Annotated in this window: 13 protein-coding genes and 1 pseudogene; 7 read left to right on the forward strand and 7 right to left on the reverse strand. The window is 72.2% G+C overall.

Translation table 11 applies throughout. The annotated features are described in order from the left end of the window. Positions 1–32 precede the first annotated feature (32 nt). The 4 genes from trpB to lgt all read left to right on the forward strand — a co-directional run bounded on the left by trpB (position 33) and on the right by lgt (position 4,106). Entirely contained in the window at positions 33–1,316 is a 1,284-nt protein-coding gene (trpB, locus tag IEZ11_RS02085; RefSeq protein WP_189260774.1) for a tryptophan synthase subunit beta, read from the forward strand. After that, positions 1,313–2,131, forward strand: a complete 819-nt coding sequence (gene trpA / locus IEZ11_RS02090) for a tryptophan synthase subunit alpha (RefSeq protein ID WP_189260775.1) — start codon at positions 1,313–1,315, stop codon at positions 2,129–2,131. The genes trpB and trpA overlap by 4 nt, the downstream gene beginning before the upstream one ends. A gap of 119 nt (positions 2,132–2,250) precedes the next feature. Next, the gene (locus IEZ11_RS02095; protein ID WP_189260776.1) at positions 2,251–3,027 is read left to right on the forward strand and encodes a DsbA family protein; all 777 of its coding nucleotides are present in this window, start codon (positions 2,251–2,253) and stop codon (positions 3,025–3,027) included. Between the two features lie 92 nt (positions 3,028–3,119). Further along, the gene (gene lgt / locus IEZ11_RS02100; protein ID WP_189260777.1) at positions 3,120–4,106 is read left to right on the forward strand and encodes a prolipoprotein diacylglyceryl transferase; all 987 of its coding nucleotides are present in this window, start codon (positions 3,120–3,122) and stop codon (positions 4,104–4,106) included. A gap of 232 nt (positions 4,107–4,338) precedes the next feature. Here lgt and IEZ11_RS02105 read toward each other — a convergent pair whose 3' ends face one another. The 7 genes and pseudogenes from IEZ11_RS02105 to IEZ11_RS02135 all read right to left on the reverse strand — a co-directional run. Next, positions 4,339–5,160, reverse strand: coding sequence for an HpcH/HpaI aldolase/citrate lyase family protein (locus IEZ11_RS02105; RefSeq protein WP_189260778.1), 822 nt, complete (start codon positions 5,158–5,160; stop codon positions 4,339–4,341). After that, a complete protein-coding gene (locus IEZ11_RS02110) occupies positions 5,157–6,377 on the reverse strand; it encodes a CaiB/BaiF CoA transferase family protein (protein WP_189261102.1) in 1,221 nt (406 codons plus the stop codon). Before IEZ11_RS02110 ends, IEZ11_RS02105 begins: the two co-directional genes overlap by 4 nt. A gap of 53 nt (positions 6,378–6,430) precedes the next feature. Beyond that, the gene (rbsK, locus tag IEZ11_RS02115) at positions 6,431–7,324 is read right to left on the reverse strand and encodes a ribokinase (protein ID WP_189260779.1); all 894 of its coding nucleotides are present in this window, start codon (positions 7,322–7,324) and stop codon (positions 6,431–6,433) included. Further along, a complete protein-coding gene (locus IEZ11_RS02120) occupies positions 7,321–8,754 on the reverse strand; it encodes an ADP-ribosylglycohydrolase family protein (RefSeq protein WP_189260780.1) in 1,434 nt (477 codons plus the stop codon). Before IEZ11_RS02120 ends, rbsK begins: the two co-directional genes overlap by 4 nt. After that, complete coding sequence (locus tag IEZ11_RS02125; protein ID WP_189260781.1) at positions 8,742–9,917, reverse strand: ADP-ribosylglycohydrolase family protein; 1,176 nt, start codon at positions 9,915–9,917, stop codon at positions 8,742–8,744. The genes IEZ11_RS02120 and IEZ11_RS02125 overlap by 13 nt, the downstream gene beginning before the upstream one ends. 8 nt (positions 9,918–9,925) lie before the next feature. Further along, positions 9,926–11,044, reverse strand: a complete 1,119-nt coding sequence (locus IEZ11_RS02130) for an ADP-ribosylglycohydrolase family protein (RefSeq protein ID WP_189260782.1) — start codon at positions 11,042–11,044, stop codon at positions 9,926–9,928. Between the two features lie 512 nt (positions 11,045–11,556). Further along, a pseudogene (locus IEZ11_RS02135) lies at positions 11,557–12,543 on the reverse strand (ADP-ribosylglycohydrolase family protein); the annotation flags it as partial. A gap of 300 nt (positions 12,544–12,843) precedes the next feature. On the opposite strand from IEZ11_RS02135, the gene IEZ11_RS02140 reads away from it, so the two are divergent. The 3 genes from IEZ11_RS02140 (at position 12,844) to IEZ11_RS02150 (ending at position 19,997) form a co-directional block, all read left to right on the forward strand. Continuing rightward, positions 12,844–13,575 (forward strand): VIT1/CCC1 transporter family protein, encoded by a 732-nt coding sequence (locus IEZ11_RS02140; protein ID WP_189260783.1) that lies wholly within the window; start codon positions 12,844–12,846, stop codon positions 13,573–13,575. A gap of 373 nt (positions 13,576–13,948) precedes the next feature. Then, positions 13,949–18,544, forward strand: coding sequence for a glutamate synthase large subunit (gltB, locus tag IEZ11_RS02145; protein ID WP_189260784.1), 4,596 nt, complete (start codon positions 13,949–13,951; stop codon positions 18,542–18,544). Next, complete coding sequence (locus tag IEZ11_RS02150; RefSeq protein ID WP_189260785.1) at positions 18,537–19,997, forward strand: glutamate synthase subunit beta; 1,461 nt, start codon at positions 18,537–18,539, stop codon at positions 19,995–19,997. Before gltB ends, IEZ11_RS02150 begins: the two co-directional genes overlap by 8 nt. Positions 19,998–20,134: the final 137 nt, after the last annotated feature.

A 20,134-nucleotide genomic window follows, 5' to 3' on the forward strand; every position in this document is an offset into this window, starting at 1 on the left:
CTTTTCACACGCACTCACCGTGAGGTTTCCGCATGCCCAGCGACTACTTCTTCCCTGACCCGGAGGGGCAGGTACCCAGCCCCGAGGGTTACTTCGGCGCGTTCGGCGGCAAGTTCATCCCGGAGGCCCTCGTCGCCGCCGTGGACGAGGTCGCCGTCGAGTACGACAAGGCCAGGCACGACCCCGAGTTCGCCCGGGAGCTCGACGACCTGCTCCTCAACTACACGGGTCGCCCGTCGGCGCTCACCGAGGTCCCCCGCTTCGCGGAACACGCCGGCGGCGCCCGCGTCTTCCTCAAGCGCGAGGACCTGAACCACACCGGCTCGCACAAGATCAACAACGTGCTCGGCCAGGCCCTGCTCACCAAGCGCATGGGCAAGACCCGGGTGATCGCGGAGACCGGCGCCGGCCAGCACGGCGTCGCGACGGCCACCGCCTGCGCCCTGTTCGGCCTCGACTGCACCATCTACATGGGTGAGATCGACACCCAGCGCCAGGCCCTCAACGTGGCCCGGATGCGCATCCTCGGCGCCGAGGTCATCGCCGTGAAGTCCGGCAGCCGCACCCTCAAGGACGCCATCAACGAGGCGTTCCGCGACTGGGTGGCCAACGTCGACCGAACCCACTACCTCTTCGGTACGGTCGCCGGACCGCACCCCTTCCCGGCCATGGTCCGCGACTTCCACCGGGTCATCGGAGTCGAGGCCCGCCGCCAGCTCCTGGAGCGCGCGGGACGGCTTCCCGACGCCGCGATCGCCTGCGTCGGCGGCGGCTCCAACGCCATCGGCCTCTTCCACGCCTTCATCCCCGACGAGGGCGTCCGCCTCATCGGCTGCGAGCCCGCGGGACACGGCATCGAGACCGGCGAGCACGCGGCCACCCTCACCGCCGGCGAGCCCGGCATCCTGCACGGCTCCCGGTCCTACGTCCTCCAGGACGACGAGGGCCAGATCACCGAGCCGTACTCGATCTCCGCCGGTCTGGACTACCCGGGCATCGGCCCGGAGCACTCCTACCTCAAGGACTCGGGCCGCGGCGAGTACCGCGCGGTCACCGACGACGCGGCCATGCAGGCGCTGCGCCTGCTCTCCCGCACCGAGGGCATCATCCCGGCCATCGAGAGCGCCCACGCCCTCGCCGGTGCCCTGGAGGTCGGCAGGGAACTCGGCAAGGACGCGCTGATCGTCGTCAACCTGTCCGGCCGCGGCGACAAGGACATGGACACCGCCGCACGCTACTTCGGGCTGTACGACACCGACGCCGAGGTCGCGGCCGACGCCGCCGACACCGCGGAGATCGAGGGGGACGCCAAGTGAGCGGCAACATCCAACTGCTGTCCGACACCCTCGCCGGTGCCAGGGCCGAGGGCCGGGCCGCGCTCATCGCCTACCTCCCGGCCGGGTTCCCGACCGTGGACGGCGGCATCGAGGCGATCAAGGCCGTGCTCGACGGTGGCGCGGACGTCGTCGAGGTCGGCCTGCCGCACAGCGACCCGGTCCTGGACGGCCCCGTCATCCAGACCGCCGACGACATCGCCCTGCGCGGCGGCGTACGGATCGCGGACGTGATGCGGACGGTCAAGGAGGCCTACGAGGCCACCGGCAGGCCGATCCTCGTCATGACGTACTGGAACCCCATCGACCGCTACGGCGTCGAGCGCTTCACCGCGGAGCTCGCCGAGGCGGGCGGCGCGGGCTGCATCCTGCCCGACCTGCCGGTGCAGGAGTCGGCCCTGTGGAGGGAGCACGCCGAGAAGCACGGCCTCGCGACGGTCTTCGTGGTGGCGCCGAGCAGCAAGGACGAGCGGCTCGCGAAGATCACCGCGGCGGGCAGCGGCTTCGTCTACGCGGCCTCGCTGATGGGCGTCACCGGTACCCGTGAGTCGGTCGGCGCGCAGGCCCAGGAACTGGTCGAGCGCACCCGTGGCACCGGCACCGGGCTGCCCGTCTGCGTCGGCCTCGGCGTCTCCGACGCGGCCCAGGCCGCCGAGGTGGCCGGCTTCGCGGACGGCGTGATCGTCGGCTCGGCCTTCGTGAAGCGGATGCTGGACGCGCCGGACGACGCGGCCGGCGTGGCGGCCGTCCGCGACCTCGCCGGCGAGCTGGCGAAGGGCGTGCGCCGACAGGTGTGACCTGCGGGGTACCGCCGGACACAGCAGGACCGTCACACACAACAGGACATTCGGTCACTCGAACGGGTGGACCTGGGACCGGGGAGGCGCGGTGCGCCTCCCCGGTTCGTTCTGGGGGTGTGAGCGAGAAGAATCGTGACGGAAAGCGGATGGCCCGGGAGCGGCTGGCGGCCGAGCGCGAGAAGCACCGGGCCGCGGAGAAGCGACGGCGCGCGCTGATCGTGGGTGCGAGCGTCGTCTGCGTCCTGGGCCTGGCGGCGGTGGTCGGCGTGGTCGCCGCGAACGCGGGCAAGGACAAGGGCAGCGCGAGCTCGGGTCCGGTCGTGGCCCCCTCGGGCGCCCAGGGCAAGGACAGCCTGGCGGTCCCCGTCGGCCAGGACGGCGCCAAGTCGACGCTCACCATCTGGGAGGACTTCCGCTGCCCGGCCTGCAAGGCCTTCGAGACGGCGTACCGCCCGACGCTCCACGAGCTGGTCGACGCCGGCAAGCTCAGGATCGAGTACCACCTGGTCACGCTGATCGACGGCAACCTCGGCGGCACCGGCTCCCGCAACGCGGCCAACGCGGCGGCCTGTGCCCAGGACGCCGGCAAGTTCCGCGACTTCCACGACGTGCTGTACGAGAACCAGCCGGAGGAGACCGACGACGCGTTCGCCGGCAACGACAAGCTGATCCAGCTCGCCGGCAAGGTCGAGGGGCTGAACACGCCGGCGTTCCAGAAGTGCGTCAGGAACGGCACGCACAACTCCTGGGTCGAGAAGTCCAACCAGGCCTTCCAGGCGGCCAAGTTCGGCGGCACCCCGACCGTCCTGCTCGACGGCAAGAACATCTACCAGGACCAGACCATGACCCCGGCCAAGCTGAAGCAGCTGGTCGAGGACGCGAACAACGGATAGGCGAGGGTAAGCGATTCTCACGTCCCCGTTATGGAGCCGTAGCCGGGCTGGTTGCCGTCGCCCCGGTCCGGCACGGTAGCGTCGACCCTGCCATGGAAACAATCGCCTACATTCCCAGCCCTTCGCGCGGAGTGATCCACCTCGGTCCCATCCCGCTGCGCGGCTACGCGTTCTGCATCATCATCGGTGTCTTCGTAGCCGTCTGGCTCGGCAACAAGCGCTGGATCGCCCGGGGCGGGCGGGCCGGCACCGTGGCCGACATCGCCGTCTGGGCCGTGCCGTTCGGCCTCGTCGGCGGGCGTCTCTACCACGTGATCACGGACTACGAGCTGTACTTCAGCGCGGGCCGTGACTGGGTCGACGCGTTCAAGGTCTGGCAGGGCGGCCTCGGTATCTGGGGCGCGATCGCGCTCGGTGCGGTGGGCGCGTGGATCGGCTGCCGGCGCCGGGGCATCCCGCTGCCGGCCTACGCCGACGCCATCGCCCCCGGTATCGCCCTCGCCCAGGCATGCGGTCGCTGGGGCAACTGGTTCAACCAGGAGCTGTACGGCCGGGAGACGCATCTGCCCTGGGCGCTGCACATCACCTCCTCCGAGGGCGGCCGGGTCCCGGGCTACTACCACCCGACGTTCCTCTACGAGTCGCTGTGGTGCATCGGCGTCGCCTTCCTCGTCATGTGGGCCGACCGCCGCTTCACGCTGGGACACGGGCGGGCGTTCGCGCTGTACGTCGCCGCGTACTGCGTGGGCCGCGGCTGGATCGAGTACATGCGCGTCGACGACGCCCACCACATCCTCGGCCTGCGGCTCAACGACTGGACCGCGATGATCGTGTTCCTGCTCGCGGTGCTGTACATGGTGCTCTCCGCGAAGAAGCGGCCGGGCCGGGAGACCGTGGTCGAACCGGGTGCCGCCGACGGTGAGGGTGTCTCCGACGGTGAGGCCGACGGTGCCGACGAGGCCGTCGAGGCGAAGGCCGCCGAGGCCGCCGACGACGATGCCGAAGCCAAGGACGACGCCGACGGCGAGGTGAAGGACGAGGTCAAGGACGAGGCCGGGTCGGGGACCAAGAAGAGCTGACCTGCTTGTCGTACGACGAAGAGGGCGCCCGGGATCGAACCGGGCGCCCTCTTCGTGTGCGGACCGACCGGGTTGCGCCGGGTCAGGCACCGCCGGACGACGCCGTCGTGGTTCTCGCTGTCGCGGTGGAAGAAGAAGACCGGCGATCGGGATTGCCGACGGAAGAGGTCACCCGAGGAAGGGAACGCCGGCGGTCGGGGTCGGTGGTCGGTGGGGGCCGCGGTGGGGGATGTCAGCGGCGGTTCACCAGGGACAGGGTTCTGCGGGCTGCCGCCACCACCGCCGCGTCGATGAAGCTGCCGTCGGGGAGGGCCTGGGCGCCCTGCTCGGTGGTGGCCGCCTTGATGACCGTCTCCGCCTGCTCCAGTTCGGCCTCGGTGGGGAGGTAGGCCCGTTCGATGATCGGGAGCTGGCGGGGGTGGATCGCGGCGCGGCCCAGGAAGCCCAGGGCGCGGCCATGGGCGCAGGAGGCGGCGAGGCCGTTGAGGTCGCGGGTGTCGGGGTGCACCGACTGGGGCGGTGGAGCGAGGCCCGCCGCCCGTGCCGCGACCACGATCCGGGAGCGCGACCAGTCGAGGCCGATGTCGTCCCGTACGCCCAGGTCGGCCCGTAGGTCCGCCTCGCCCAGGGAGATGCCCCGCAGGGCGGGGTGGGCACCGGCGATGGCGTAGGCGTGTTCGATGCCGAGAGCCGATTCGAGCAGGGCGTACAGGGGGAGGGCGGCGGTCCGGGCGGCGAGGTGACGGATGTCGTCGGGGCCGGTCACCTTGGGCAGGCGCAGTCCGTCGAGGCCGGGCAGCGAGAGCAGGGCCTTGACGTCGGTCTCGGCCCAGGGGGTGTCCAGGGCGTTGATCCGGACGTGGACCGGGACCGGCTGGCGGTGGGTGAGGAGATCGGCGGTGGCGGCGCGGGCGTAGTCCTTGCGGTCGGGGGCGACCGCGTCCTCCAGGTCGATCACCACCACGTCGGTTCCGGAGGCCAGCGCCTTGGTGACGACGTGCGGCCGGTCACCGGGGACGTACAGCCAGGTCAGCGGGAAGGGCACGGTGGTCATACGGCGCCCTCCGCGCGCAGGGCCCGCACCTGGGCCGGGGTCAGGCCCAGCTCGGTCAGGACCTCGTCCGTGTCGGCGCCGTGCGGGCGGCCGGTCCAGCGGATCGCGCCGGGGGTGGCCGAGAGCCGGAACAGGACGTTCTGCATGCGCAGCGGGCCCAGCTCGGGGTCCGGCACGGTCGTGATGGTGTTCAGCGCCTGGTACTGCGGGTCCGTCATGACGTCCCGTACGTCCTGGATCGGTGCCACCGCCGCCTCCGCCTTCTCGAACTCGGCCAGCACCTCGGCGCGGGAGCGGGTGGCGACCCAGCCGCCGACGGCCGCGTCGAGGACGTCGGCGTGCGCGGCCCGGCCGGCACCGGTGGCGAACCACGGCTCGTCGATCAGCTCCGGTCGCCCGACCAGCCGCAGCACGCGTTCCGCGATCGACTGGGCCGAGGTGGACACCGCCACCCAGCTCCCGTCCGCCGTGCGGTAGGTGTTGCGCGGGGCGTTGTTGGCGGACCGGTTGCCGGTGCGTTCCTGGACGTAGCCGAGCTGGTCGTACCAGGTGGCCTGGGGGCCGAGGACGGCCAGGATCGGCTCGATGATCGCCATGTCGACGACCTGGCCCTCGCCGGTGCGGTCCCGGGCCGCCAGCGCGGTCATGACGGCGTACGCGGTGGCCAGTGCCGCGACGGAGTCGGCGAGCCCGAACGGGGGCAGCGTCGGCGGGGCGTCCGGTTCGCCGGTGATCGCCGCGAAGCCGCTCATCGCCTCGGCGAGGGTGCCGAAACCGGGGCGGTGCGCGTACGGGCCGAACTGGCCGAAGGCGGTGACCCGGGTCAGGACCAGCCGCGGGTTGGCGGCGGACAGCTCCTCCCACCCCAGATCCCACTTCTCCAGGGTGCCGGGGCGGAAGTTCTCGACGATCACGTCGGCGGTGGCGGCGAGCCGCAGGAGCGTGGCGCGGCCGCCGGGCTTGGACAGGTCGAGGGTGAGGGTGCGCTTGTTGCGGCCGAGCAGCTTCCACCACAGGCCGATGCCCCCTTTCGCCGGGCCGTGGCCCCGGGAGGGGTCGGGCTTGGCGGGGTGCTCGACCTTGATGACCTCGGCGCCGAAGTCACCGAGCAGGGTGGCGGCGAGGGGGCCGGCGAAGAGGGTGGCGAGATCGAGGACGCGCAGCCCGGCGAGGGGCGGGGGCAGGGGCGTGGACCGGGGGTGCGCCGCCGTGCTCATGGAGGCGGTGGCGGTCGTGGCCGTCGTGGCCGTCGTGGGCTCGGGTGTCGTACTCATGCGGTGTACTGCGCCTCGATCTCCGGGCGGTACGGCATCGACTCCGTCGCCCCCTCCCGCTGTACGGAGACCGCCGCCGCGGCGGCCGCCCAGGACAGGGCCTCGCGGATGGGTTTCTCCTCGGCCAGGGCCACCGCCAGGGCACCGACGAAGGTGTCGCCCGCGCCCGTCGAGTCGACGGCGGCCACCCGGGGCGCGGCGATGACGAGGGGGGCGGCGTCGCGGGTGAGGTACAGGCAGCCGGCTGCGCCGAGCGTGACGACGACCTGCGGTACCCGGTCGAGGAGCGCGGCCGCCGCGTCACGCGGGTCGGCGCGGTCGGTGAGGGTGGCCGCCTCCCGCTCGTTGGGCACCAACAGGTCGATGTGGTCGAGGAGTTCGGACGGCAGCGGGCGCGCGGGGGACGGGGTGAGGACGGTCCGGACGCCGTGCCGGCGGGCGGCCTGCGCGCCGGCCACCACAGCGGCGAGGGGGATCTCCAGCTGGAGCAGGAGCATGTCGGCGCAGGCGATGACGCCCTCGTCGCCGGGCGCGAGATGGTCGACGGTGCCGTTCGCGCCGGGGATCACCACGATCGCGTTGCCGCCCTCGTCGTCCACGACGATGTGCGCGGTGCCGGACGGGCCCTCGATCGTGCGCAGCGAGTCGGTGTCCACGCCGGAGTGTTCGAGGGTCTCGCGCATCCGGGCGCCGTAGGCGTCGTGGCCGACCGCGCCGATCATCGAGACCATGGCGCCGGCGCGGGCGGCGGCGATCGCCTGGTTGGCGCCCTTGCCGCCGGGGATCGTACGGAACGCCCGTCCCGTCACGGTCTCGCCGAGCAGCGGGGCCTTCTCGGCGTACGCGACGAGGTCCATGTTCATGCTGCCGAGCACGGCGATCTGGGTCATGAGCGGGTCGCCTCCAGGTGGGTGAGGTGGGCGAGGGTGTCGAAGCCGGTGCCGTCGAAGCCGGCGACGGAGGTGGCGAGTCGGTTCTTGAGCGGGGTCGTCCAGCGGTCGGGGAGCGCGTCGGGGTCGCCCGCGAGCAGGCCGGCGACGGAGCCGGCGGTCGCGCCGTTCGAGTCGGTGTCCCAGCCGCCGCTCACGGCGCGGCAGACGGAGCCGGTGAAGTCGCCGTCGGCGTGGGTGAGGGCGGCGGCGATCAGGGCGGTGTTGGGGATGGCGTGCACCCAGTGGTGGGTGGGGGAGTGGGTGGCGTGCAGCGCGTCCACGACGGTGTCGAAGTCGTCGTGTTCTCCGGCGAGCCGGATCGCGTGGTCGACGGCGCGGGCCAGCCGGGAGTGGGGCGGGATCACCGTGCGGCCGGTGCGCAGACAGGCGTGCACGTCGTGGCCGCCGGTGGCGGCGGTGGCGATGACGGCCGCCGTGAACATCGCGGCGTAGACGCCGTTGGCGGTGTGGGTGAGGGTGGCGTCGCGGTGCGCCTGCTCGGCCGCGGCGGCCGGGTCGCCGGGGTTGGTCCAGCCGTGCGCGTCGGCGCGGATCAGGGCGCCGATCCACTCGCGGAAGGGGTTGCGGTGGCGGGCGGTGTGCGGGGGTTCGATGCCGGTGAGGAGGTTGCGGTAGGCGACGCGTTCGGCGGTGAAGGTACGGCCGGCGGGGAGTTCGTCGAGCCAGAGGGCGGCCACGTCGGAGGTGGTGAAGTCCCTGGTGCGGCGCCGGAGCAGGAGGAGGTTGAGGAGCGGGTAGTTGAGGTCGTCGTCCTCGGGCATGCCGTCGATGTTCTCGGCGAGGGAGGTGGGGGCCGAGCGGCGGTTCCAGGGGTGCGCGGAGAGCAGTCCGGCGGGGACGCCGCGGGCGGTGAAGTAGTGGTTCAGGGGCCAGTTGCCGGTGGCGCGGGCGAGTTCGCGGATGGCGTGCAGCGGCAGCTTCTCGACGGGTTTCCCGAGCAGACACCCGACGGCTCGGCCGAGCCAGGCGGCGTGGTAGGCGCGGGGGTGCGGGGCTGAGTGAGCCCCGTCAGGGGCGCGGGGAACTGCGCGGTCAGCCCCCGCGCACCCGCAGTCGCACGACGGTCCGCACCGCCCTCTCCGTTGCGTGGACGGCCACTCCGGGCACAGCGCCTTGATCGCTTCAAGGTCCGTCGGCTCGTTCAACCTGCTCGGCAGGTCCGCGAGTTCGTCGAGGAGGTCCTCCGCCAGCTGACGCAGATAGCGGGAGGCCCGTCCCTCCGACGCGCCTGCCCGGTCCGGCGCGTCCGCGCCTCCGGCCGACCGCCAGCGCGCGGCGATCGCCGCCGGCTCGCGCCCGTCCTGCCGTGCCTGGCGCAGCTCGTGGCCCAGCAGGTCCTCCGGCTGGACCCAGGTCAGGCGGAGCAACTCGGGCCTCCGAGGCGGGCGACGGACTCCTCATGGACGCGGCGGCGTTCGACGTCGCGGGCGAAGACCTCCCGGGTCACCCCGGCCAGCACCCGGGGCGGTTCCCAGAGGTCGAGCCGGCTGGCCTCGGCGACCTGCTTGGACCACTCCTCCGGTACGGCGGAGCCGAGCGCACCGGCGATCGCGCCCGCCATCGTCGCGATGGAGTCGCAGTCCCGGCCGTAGTTGACGGAACCGAGCACGGCGTGCCGGTAGTCGCCGTCGGCCACCAGCAACATGCCCAGGGCGACCGGGAGTTCCTCGATGGCGTGCAGACGGGAGGGCCGGCGGGCGCCGAGGGAGGGCGACCGGTAGTCGGGGCCCACCGTGTCGTAGGGGGCGACCGCCTCGCGGACGGGGGTGAGCGCGGACTCGAAGTCGCGGTGGTGGGCGGCCGTTTCACAGACGCGTTCGATCGCCTCGCGGGTGCCGTCCTTCGCCAGGGACAGACAGACGCCGACCACGGAGTCCGCCGTCGCGCCGGGCGCCGTCGCCGCCGCAACCGCCGCCGCGAAGACTCCCGCCGCCTCCCTGCCGTACGACGACTGGTGGGCGCCCGTGACGTCCAGCGCCTCGGCGTACGCGCCCTGCGGGTTCGCCGCGTTGACCAGGCCGACCGGTGCCATGTACATCGCGGCACCGCAGTTGACGATGTTGCCGACGCCGCCCTCGCGGGGGTCGGCATGGCCGTAGTGGAGGCGGGTCGCGAGCCACTTCTCGGCGAGGAAGACGCGGTGCAGGGGAAGGGCCTCCGCCTCCAGTTCCGGGATCCAGCGGGGGGTGTTCATCAGGTCCGGAACGAGGTGGTCGGCGATCGCGTACGCGTCGAGGTGGTCGCGGACCCGGTCGTACACCCGTACCAGCGCATGGGTCAGCAGGGTGTCGTCGGTGACGTGCCCGTCGCCCTTGTGGTACGGCGCGATGGGCCGGGCGGTGCGCCAGGCGTCGCCGTTCCACGGACCGACGATGCCGTGCACGCGGCCGCCGTGTCGTTCGAGGATCTGGTCGGGGGAGTAGCCCTCGACCGGACCGCCGAGGGCGTCGCCGACGGCGGCTCCGACCAGTGCTCCGGTGATCCGGTCGTCGAGCGAAGCTCCGGCGCTTTCTTCTCCTTTGGGCGTCATGCACCGAATCATCCACCTGGACGGGCCGGTTGTGTGGCTTCCAGGAGTCCGGCGAGTTCCACGAGGTCCGTGCCGGTGAGGCGGGGGAGGGCGCAGCCGGAGAGGGTGCGGCAGGCGTCCCGCCAGGACGGCGGGATCGCGTCGGCGCCGCCGAGCGCCCCGGTGAGCGCGCCGGCCAGGGCGGGAGCGGAGTCGGCGACCCGTGACAGGCAGGCGGCAGCGGGTACGGCCTCGGCGATCCGGCCGCGCGCGGCGGTGGCGAGGGCCAGGGCGACCGGGACGGTCTCGGCGGCGGCGATGCCGTAGCTGTAGACGTGGTCGACGATTTGGTGTTCGAGGAGGGGGATCAGCGCGAACGCGTTGTCCGTGGTGCCCGCGAGGGTGAGGGCGTGCCGGGCGTTGCGGCCGATCTCGGTGGATTCGGGGAGTTCGGCGAGGGCGGCGGCCACACAGGTCTCGGTCTCGGCGCCGACGAGGGCCAGGGCGAGGGCCGCGGCCATGGCACGGGCGCCGTGCACGCCGTCGCCGTCCTGGGTGTAGCGGGCGTCGAACTCGGCGAGGTCGGCGGCGCGTTGCGGGTCGCCGGGGTGGGCGACGGCGAGGGCGCAGGCGCGGACGCAGGCGGCGTCGTCGAAGTAGTGCGGGTTGTCGTGACCGGTGGCGGGCGGGCGCAGGCCGGCGGCGAGGTTGCCGAGGCCGGCGCGGACGGAGATGCGGGCGCGCAGCGGGAGCACGGCCGACTCGATCTCCGGGGCGCGGTCGGCCGCGGCGGCGACCTCGGAGGCGACGGCGGTCCAGGTGAGGTCGATGGCGGCGCGGGTACGGAGCTCACGGCTGAGGTCGCCGAGGACGGTGTCGTCGCCGGCGCGCAGGACGGCCTCCGCGGCGAAGGCGGCCCACTCGGCGTCGTCGGAGGGGCCGAGGCGGAGGGGCTCGGGGGGCTGGTTGAGGGCGATGGGGACGGGGAGGGTGGTGGTCGCGTTCTGCTCGGCGAAGGTGTCGAGTTCGCGGGTGAGACGGCGGGTCCATTCCGGCATGCGGGAGGCGCGGTGCCGTGCGGAGGGCCAGCCGGCGGCGTCGCCCGCGGCGAGGCCGAGGAGGAGCCCCTCGATGCGCCGCCGCTTCACCGGAGCCCCCCGTCACAGCCGGCCCCCAGGGGGCTCCGCCCCCTGGACCCCCAAGACCTCGCCCACCCACCACCCGACTCGGCAGACAGAAAGGCCGAGGTCGAGGGGGAGGGGTGCGGCTCGGCCGGCAGGAGGGCCGGGGGAGCGGGGTGCGGCCCGTTTTGGGGGAGGGTCGGCGTGGTGGGGTGCGGTTCGTGCGGTGGGAGGGCCGGGGGAGCGGGGTGCGGCCCGTTTTGGGGGAGGGTCGGCGTGGTGGGGTGCGGTTCGTGCGGTGGGAAGGTCGGCGTGGCCGGTTTCGGTTCGGCTGGTGGGAAGGTCGGCGTGGCGGGGTGCCGTTCCTCCGGTGGGAAGGTTCGTGTGGCCGGTTTCGGTTCGGCTGGTGGGAAGGTCGGCGTGGCGGGGTGCCGTTCCTCCGGTGGGAAGGTCCGTGTGGCCGGATTCGGCTCGGTCGGTGGAAGGGGCCGTGTGGGAGGCGGTGGCTCGGTCGGGGGTGGGGGTGGGGGTGGGGCTGTCAGTCGTTCCGCCACCTCCAGCACGTGGTGGCCCGCCATTGACGGGAGGCAGCTGCCTCGGGCGGGGCCGATCGCCGCCGCCCACTCCGGTGGGATCGACGCCTCGCCCCGGGTCGCTCCCGCCAGCGCGCCGGCCACCGCGGCCGTCGTGTCCGCGTCGCGTCCCATGTTCACGGCCGTCAGCACCGCGTCCCGGAAGTCGCCGTCGGCCGCGGCGTACGCGCCGAAGGCCAGGGCCACCGCCTCCGGTGCCAGGTCGGTCCACGGGTAGCCGCCGATGACCACCGCGGAGCGGACCGCCCGTTCGCCGCGGTGGGCCACCGACACCGCGCGGCGCAGGGAGCGGGCCGTCCAGGAGTCGTCCGGGATCACTGCCAGCGCGGCCGCGACCACCGCCGTCGGCGGGGCGCCCGCCATCGCCGCCGCCACGCCCGCCGCCACCGCCTGGCCGCCGTAGATGCCCTCGCCCTCGTGGCTCACCGAGCCGTCGACGGCGACCAGCCGGGCCGCCTCGGCGGGGCGGCCCGCCGCGAAGACCCCGAAGGGGGCCGCCCGCATGGCGAGGCCGTCGCTCCAGGCGTGCCGGTGCTGGGCGGAGATGGGGGCGGCGAGGCCCCGGCGGAGGTTCTCCAGGGTGCCGCGTTCGCTGAACCCGGCGCCCTTGAAGGGGCCCTCGGCGCGGTCGGCGATCCACTCGTGCCAGGCGGCCTCGGCGTGGGCCGGGGTGAGTGCCGAGCCGTGCCGGGCGAGCAGGAGACCGGAGAAGATCGCGTACTCGGTGTCGTCCGTACCGGCCGGGCGGTCGGTCACGTATCCCGTGATGCGGCCCCAGCGGGCGCGGATCTCGGAGGGCTTCATGTTCTCCGCCGGTGCCCCGAGCGCGTCGCCCACGGCCAGGCCCAGCAGCGCGCCCCGGGCCCGGTCGCGCGTTTCGGAGGCGGGCTCCCCGGGAGCGGGGACCGGCGGTGTGCAGACGATCGATGACATGGGCGGGCCTCTCCGGGGAGGGCTCCGCGCGCGAGGCGCGGAACCGTTTGCGGATGTGTCCCACCAACGGCGGTTGACCGCAGCCTGAAGGGGCTCCACATCACCCGGTCGACATCTGTGCAGGGCATCGCACGTGTGAGCGGCGAGAGGCAAAACCGCAGGTTAGCCCAGCCTTTCCTTGCTGGTGGCCGGGAATGCCCCGGCGTAATGTGAGCGTTGTCGAAAGATAGAACCTGTCCAAAGTTAGCTTTGCCTCAGCTTATTCGGGGCGTACCGCGAGACCTTTTTGGGGGACTCCTCATGGCCGTCATCGAGACCCAGGCGACTCTGCACGAAGCCCACCGTGACAACCACACCCACCGGGATGTGAACGGGGGCTGGCTGCGGCCCGCCGTCTTCGGGGCCATGGACGGGCTGGTCTCCAACCTCGCCCTGATGACCGGTGTGGCGGGCGGTGCCGTCGGTCATCAGACCATCGTCATCACCGGGCTCGCGGGGCTGGCCGCCGGCGCCTTCTCGATGGCCGCCGGCGAGTACACCTCCGTCGCCTCGCAGCGCGAGCTCGTCGAGGCCGAGCTGGACGTGGAGCGCGCGGAGCTGCGCCGGCACCCGCAGGACGAGGAGGCCGAGCTGGCCGCGCTGTACGAGGCGAGGGGCGTCGAGCCGGGGCTGGCCCGGGAGGTCGCCCGGCAGCTGTCCGCCGACCCGGAGCGGGCGCTGGAGATACACGCCCGTGAGGAGCTCGGGATCGACCCCGGCGACCTGCCCTCGCCGCTGGTCGCCGCCGTCTCGTCCTTCGGCTCGTTCGCGCTCGGCGCGCTGCTGCCCGTACTGCCGTTCCTGCTCGGCGCCGCCGCGCTCTGGCCCGCCCTGCTGCTCGCGCTCGCCGGGCTGTTCGGCTGCGGTGCCGTGGTGGCCAGGGTGACCGCGCGCAGCTGGTGGTTCAGCGGTCTGCGGCAGCTCGCGCTGGGCGGCGCCGCGGCCGGTGTGACGTACGCCCTGGGCACCCTGTTCGGGACGGCCGTAGGATAGGGCGACTGGTAGCTATGCGTTGGGCCGCATAAGTACCCGTTACTCGCTGGTTTCGAATGCTTAACCACTGGGCATGAGCCGTAAGCGCCGCAGGCAATGAGGCCTGCCATGCACCTGTGGGGTGGCGCGACGCTCACCCCGCCCCTGCGGACCGATGGACACGGATCTGTCCGGATCGGTCCCCCACCACCTTCACCGCTGTGAGCGGTACTCGCCGTAAACCCCTGCGGCGTCCGCATGTTGGAACGGTGTATCCAGTTCCCGAGAACCGCTTCATCATGTAACCTGCGTGAAATTTCGCAACAAAAAACGCAGAGGGCCAGCGTCGTCCCTCGGCACCTGCTATATGCCACTGACGACGACGGGAGAGCCGATGCGTACGCCGCGCCAGCCGTCCCAGCACTCCACGAACGGCCGAAACTGGTCCTTCATGGATGCTCGCCCTGCTGCGCAGGGTATGTACGACCCCCGCAACGAGCGCGACGCCTGTGGCGTCGGCTTCGTGGCCACCCTCACCGGCGAGGCGAGCCATGCGCTGGTCGAGCAGGCGCTCACGGTTCTGCGTAACCTGGAGCACCGCGGCGCGACCGGCTCCGAGCCCGACTCCGGCGACGGCGCCGGCCTGCTCTCCCAGGTGCCCGACGCCTTCTTCCGTGAGGTGGCCGGATTCGAGCTGCCGACGGCCGGTTCGTACGCCGTCGGTATCGCCTTCCTGCCGGAGGACGGCATCCAGGACGCCGTCTCGCAGATCGAGACGATCGCCGCCGCAGAGGGCCTCACCGTCCTCGGCTGGCGCGAGGTCCCGGTCGCCCCGCAGCTGCTCGGCGCCACCGCCCGCTCCACCATGCCGGCCTTCCGGCAGATCTTCGTGACCGACCACGCCAGCGAGGGCATCGCGCTGGACCGCAAGGCGTTCGTGCTGCGCAAGCGCGCCGAGCGCGAGGCGGGCGTCTACTTCCCGTCGCTGTCCGCGCGGACCATCGTCTACAAGGGCATGCTGACCACCGGCCAGCTGGAGCCCTTCTTCCCGGACCTGTCCGACCGCCGCTTCGCGTCCGCGATCGCGCTCGTGCACTCCCGGTTCTCGACCAACACCTTCCCGTCGTGGCCGCTCGCGCACCCCTACCGGTTCGTCGCCCACAACGGTGAGATCAACACCGTCAAGGGCAACCGGAACTGGATGGTCGCCCGCGAGTCCCAGCTGGTCTCCGACCTGTTCGGGCCGCAGGAGAAGCTGGACCGGGTCTTCCCGATCTGTACGCCCGACGCCTCCGACTCGGCGTCCTTCGACGAGGTGCTGGAGCTCCTGCACCTGGGCGGGCGTTCGCTGCCGCACTCCGTGCTGATGATGATCCCGGAGGCGTGGGAGAACCACGACTCCATGGACCCGGCCCGCCGCGCCTTCTACGGCTTCCACTCCACGATGATGGAGCCCTGGGACGGCCCCGCCTGCGTCACCTTCACCGACGGCTCCCAGGTCGGCGCCGTTCTCGACCGCAACGGTCTGCGTCCCGGCCGCTACTGGGTCACCGACGAGGGCCTGGTCGTCCTCGGCTCCGAGGTCGGCGTCCTCGACATCGACCCCGCCAGGGTGGTCCGCAAGGGCCGCCTCCAGCCCGGCAAGATGTTCCTCGTCGACACGGTCGAGCACCGCATCATCGAGGACGACGAGATCAAGGCCGGCCTCGCCGCCGAGCAGCCGTACGCGGAGTGGCTGGAGGCCGGCGAGATCGAGCTCTCCGACCTGCCCGAGCGCGAGCACATCGTCCACACCCACGCCTCGGTCACCCGCCGCCAGCAGACCTTCGGCTACACCGAGGAAGAGCTGCGCGTCATCCTCGCGCCGATGGCCAAGGCCGGCGCCGAGCCGATCGGCTCCATGGGCACCGACTCGCCCATCGCCGCGCTGAGCGAGCGTCCCCGGCTGCTCTTCGACTACTTCACCCAGCTGTTCGCGCAGGTCACCAACCCGCCGCTGGACGCCATCCGCGAGGAGCTCGTCACCTCGCTGCGCTCGTCCCTCGGCCCCGCGGGCAACCTGCTCGACCCGACCGCAGCGTCCTGCCGGTCCGTCGTGCTGCCCTTCCCGGTGATCGACAACGACGAGCTGGCCAAGCTCATCCACATCAACGCCGACGGTGACATGCCCGGCTTCAAGGCCGCGACCCTGTCCGGCCTGTACCGGGTCTCCGGCGGCGGCGACTCCCTCGCCGCGCGGATCGAGGAGATCTGCGCCGAGGCCGACGCGGCCATCGAGAACGGCGCCCGGCTGATCGTCCTGTCGGACCGGCACTCGGACGCCGAGCACGCGCCGATCCCGTCGCTGCTGCTCACCGCTGCCGTCCACCACCACCTCATCCGCACCAAGCAGCGCACCCACGTGGGCCTGCTCGTGGAGGCCGGTGACGTCCGCGAGGTCCACCACGTCGCCCTGCTGATCGGCTTCGGCGCCGCGGCCGTCAACCCCTACCTGGCCATGGAGTCCGTCGAGGACCTGACCCGCGCGGGCACCTTCCTGCCGGGCATGGAGTCCGAGCAGGCCATCCGCAACCTGATCTACGCCCTCGGCAAGGGCGTCCTCAAGGTCATGTCCAAGATGGGCATCTCGACGGTCGCCTCCTACCGGGGCGCCCAGGTCTTCGAGGCCGTCGGTCTCGAGGCGGGCTTCGTCGACAAGTACTTCAACGGCACCGCCTCCAAGATCGGCGGCGTCGGTATCGACGTCATCGCCAAGGAGGTCGCGGCCCGTCACGCCAAGGCCTACCCGGCCTCCGGCATCGCCCCGGCGCACCGCGCCCTCGACATAGGCGGCGAGTACCAGTGGCGCCGTGAGGGCGAGCCGCACCTGTTCGACCCGGAGACGGTCTTCCGCCTCCAGCACTCGACGCGTGCCAACCGCTACGACATCTTCAAGAAGTACACGGACCGCGTGAACGAGCAGTCCGAGCGGCTGATGACGCTCCGCGGCCTGTTCGGCTTCAAGTCGGACCGCCCGTCGATCTCCGTCGACGAGGTCGAGTCGGTGTCCGAGATCGTCAAGCGGTTCTCGACCGGCGCCATGTCGTACGGCTCCATCTCGCGCGAGGCCCACGAGACCCTCGCCATCGCCATGAACCAGCTGGGCGGCAAGTCCAACACCGGTGAGGGCGGCGAGGACCCGGACCGTCTCTACGACCCCGCGCGCCGGTCCGCCATCAAGCAGGTCGCCTCCGGCCGCTTCGGCGTGACCTCGGAGTACCTGGTCAACGCGGACGACATCCAGATCAAGATGGCCCAGGGCGCCAAGCCCGGCGAGGGCGGTCAGCTGCCCGGCCACAAGGTCTACCCGTGGGTCGCCAAGACCCGGCACTCCACCCCGGGTGTCGGCCTGATCTCGCCGCCGCCGCACCACGACATCTACTCCATCGAGGACCTCGCCCAGCTGATCCACGACCTCAAGAACGCGAACCCGCAGGCGCGGATCCACGTCAAGCTGGTCTCGGAGGTCGGCGTCGGCACGGTCGCCGCGGGTGTGTCCAAGGCCCACGCGGACGTCGTGCTCATCTCCGGCCACGACGGCGGTACGGGTGCCTCCCCGCTGACGTCGCTCAAGCACGCGGGCGGCCCCTGGGAGCTCGGCCTCGCCGAGACCCAGCAGACCCTGCTGCTCAACGGCCTGCGGGACCGGATCGTCGTGCAGACCGACGGCCAGCTCAAGACCGGCCGTGACGTGGTCATCGCCGCGCTGCTCGGCGCCGAGGAGTTCGGTTTCGCGACCGCGCCGCTCGTCGTCTCCGGCTGCATCATGATGCGCGTCTGCCACCTCGACACCTGCCCGGTCGGCGTCGCCACCCAGAACCCGGTGCTGCGCGACCGCTTCTCCGGCAAGGCCGAGTACGTGGTGAACTTCTTCAAGTTCATCGCCGAGGAGGTCCGCGAGATCCTCGCCGAGCTGGGCTTCCGCTCCATCGAGGAAGCCGTCGGCCACGCCGAGACGCTCGACGTCACCCGTGCCGTCAGCCACTGGAAGGCACAGGGCCTGGACCTGGCCCCGCTCTTCCACGTGCCCGAGCTTCCCGAGGGCGCGGCGCTGCACCAGACGATCGTGCAGGACCACGGCCTGGAGAAGGCCCTGGACAACGAGCTGATCAGGCTCGCCTCCGACGCCCTGGCCGCCTCCAGCGCCACCGACGCCCAGCCGGTGCGCGCCCAGGTCAAGGTCCGCAACATCAACCGCACGGTCGGCACCATGCTCGGCCACGAGGTGACGAAGAAGTTCGGCGGCGCGGGTCTGCCCGACGACACCATCGACATCACCTTCACCGGCTCGGCCGGCCAGTCCTTCGGCGCCTTCCTGCCGCGCGGTGTCACGCTCCGCCTGGAGGGCGACGCCAACGACTACGTCGGCAAGGGCCTGTCGGGTGGCCGCGTCATCGTCCGTCCGGACCGCGACGCCGACCACCTCGCCGAGTACTCGACGATCGCGGGCAACACCATCGCCTACGGCGCGACCGGCGGCGAGCTGTTCCTGCGCGGCCGTACCGGTGAGCGGTTCTGCGTCCGCAACTCCGGTGCGCTGGTGGTCTCGGAGGGCGTGGGCGACCACGGCTGCGAGTACATGACCGGCGGTCAGGCGGTCGTCCTCGGCGAGACGGGCCGCAACTTCGCGGCCGGCATGTCCGGTGGCGTCGCCTACGTGATCGACCTGAACGTCGACAACGTCAACGCGGGCAATGTCAGCGCCGTCGAGGCCCTCGACGACACCGACCGGCAGTGGCTGCACGACGTGGTGCGCCGGCACGCCGAGGACACCGGCTCCACGGTCGCCGAGAAGCTGCTCGCCGACTGGGACACGGCCGTCCAGCGGTTCAGCAAGATCATCCCCGGCACGTACAAGGCAGTGCTCGCCGCCAAGGAAGCCGCCGAGCGAGCGGGTCTCTCCGAGACCGAGACCCACGAGAAGATGATGGAGGCGGCGATCAATGGCTGACCCGAAGGGCTTCCTGAACCACGGCCGTGAGGTCGCCAAGACCCGCCCCGTCGCCGACCGTGTCCGGGACTGGAACGAGGTCTACGTCCCCGGCTCCCTGCTGCCGATCATCAGCAAGCAGGCCAGCCGGTGCATGGACTGCGGCATCCCGTTCTGCCACAACGGCTGTCCGCTCGGGAACCTGATCCCCGAGTGGAACGACTTCGCCTACCGCGAGGACTGGCCGGCCGCGTCCGAGCGGCTGCACGCCACGAACAACTTCCCGGAGTTCACGGGCCGGCTGTGCCCGGCCCCGTGCGAGTCGGCGTGCGTGCTCGGCATCAACCAGCCGGCCGTCACCATCAAGAACGTCGAGGTCTCCATCATCGACCAGGCGTGGGAGGCCGGGACCGTCGCCCCGCAGGCCCCCGAGCGCCTGTCCGGCAAGACCGTCGCCGTCATCGGCTCGGGCCCCGCGGGCCTGGCCGCCGCCCAGCAGCTGACCCGGGCCGGCCACACCGTCGCCGTCTACGAGCGCGCCGACCGCATCGGCGGCCTGCTCCGCTACGGCATCCCCGAGTTCAAGATGGAGAAGCGGCACATCAACCGCCGTATCGAGCAGATGCGCGCGGAGGGCACCCGCTTCCGTACCGGTATAGAGATCGGCGTCGACCTCAAGGCGACCGACCTGAAGAAGCGGTACGACGCGGTCGTCATCGCCGCGGGAGCCACCACCGCCCGTGACCTCCCGGTCCCCGGCCGTGAGCTCAAGGGCGTCTACCAGGCCATGGAGTACCTGCCCCTGGCCAACAAGGTCCAAGAGGGCGACTACGTGGTGTCGCCCATCTCGGCCGAGGGCAAGCACGTGGTCGTGATCGGCGGCGGCGACACCGGCGCGGACTGCGTGGGCACCGCCCACCGCCAGGGCGCGGCCTCGGTCACCCAGCTGGAGATCATGCCCCGGCCGGGCGAGGACCGCGCGCCGAACCAGCCGTGGCCGACCTTCCCGATGCTCTACAAGGTCACCTCGGCGCACGAGGAGGGCGGCGAGCGGGTCTACTCCGTCTCCACCACCCACTTCGAGGGCGACGAGGACGGCAACGTCCAGTGGCTGCACCTCACCGAGGTGGAGTTCATCGAGGGCAGGCTGACCCCGAAGCCGGGCACCGAGCGCAGGATCCCGGCCCAGCTGGTCACCCTGGCCATGGGCTTCACCGGCACCGACCGGGTGAACGGTGTCGTGGACCAGTTCGGTCTTGAGCTCGACGAGCGCGGCAACGTCGCCCGCGACGCCGACTTCCAGACCAACGTCCCCGGCGTCTTCGTCGCCGGCGACGCGGGCCGCGGCCAGTCCCTGATCGTCTGGGCGATCGCCGAGGGCCGCTCGGCCGCCAAGGGCGTCGACCGCTTCCTCACCGGCGCGAGCGACCTCCCGGCCCCGATCCGCCCCACGGACCGCTCCCTGATGGTCTGAGCCACCGGCTCACCGAACGTCCCGTACAACGGCGTACGGAACACAGACGGCGCCTGCCCCACAGTCCCCGACCGGACGACGGGCAGGCGCCGCCGCATTTCGCCGATCAAGTAACCTCGGCCTCCTGAACCATGGGG

The sequence above is a fragment of the Streptomyces fuscichromogenes genome (genome assembly GCF_014645815.1).
Classification (GTDB): Bacteria; Actinomycetota; Actinomycetes; order Streptomycetales; family Streptomycetaceae; genus Streptomyces; species Streptomyces fuscichromogenes.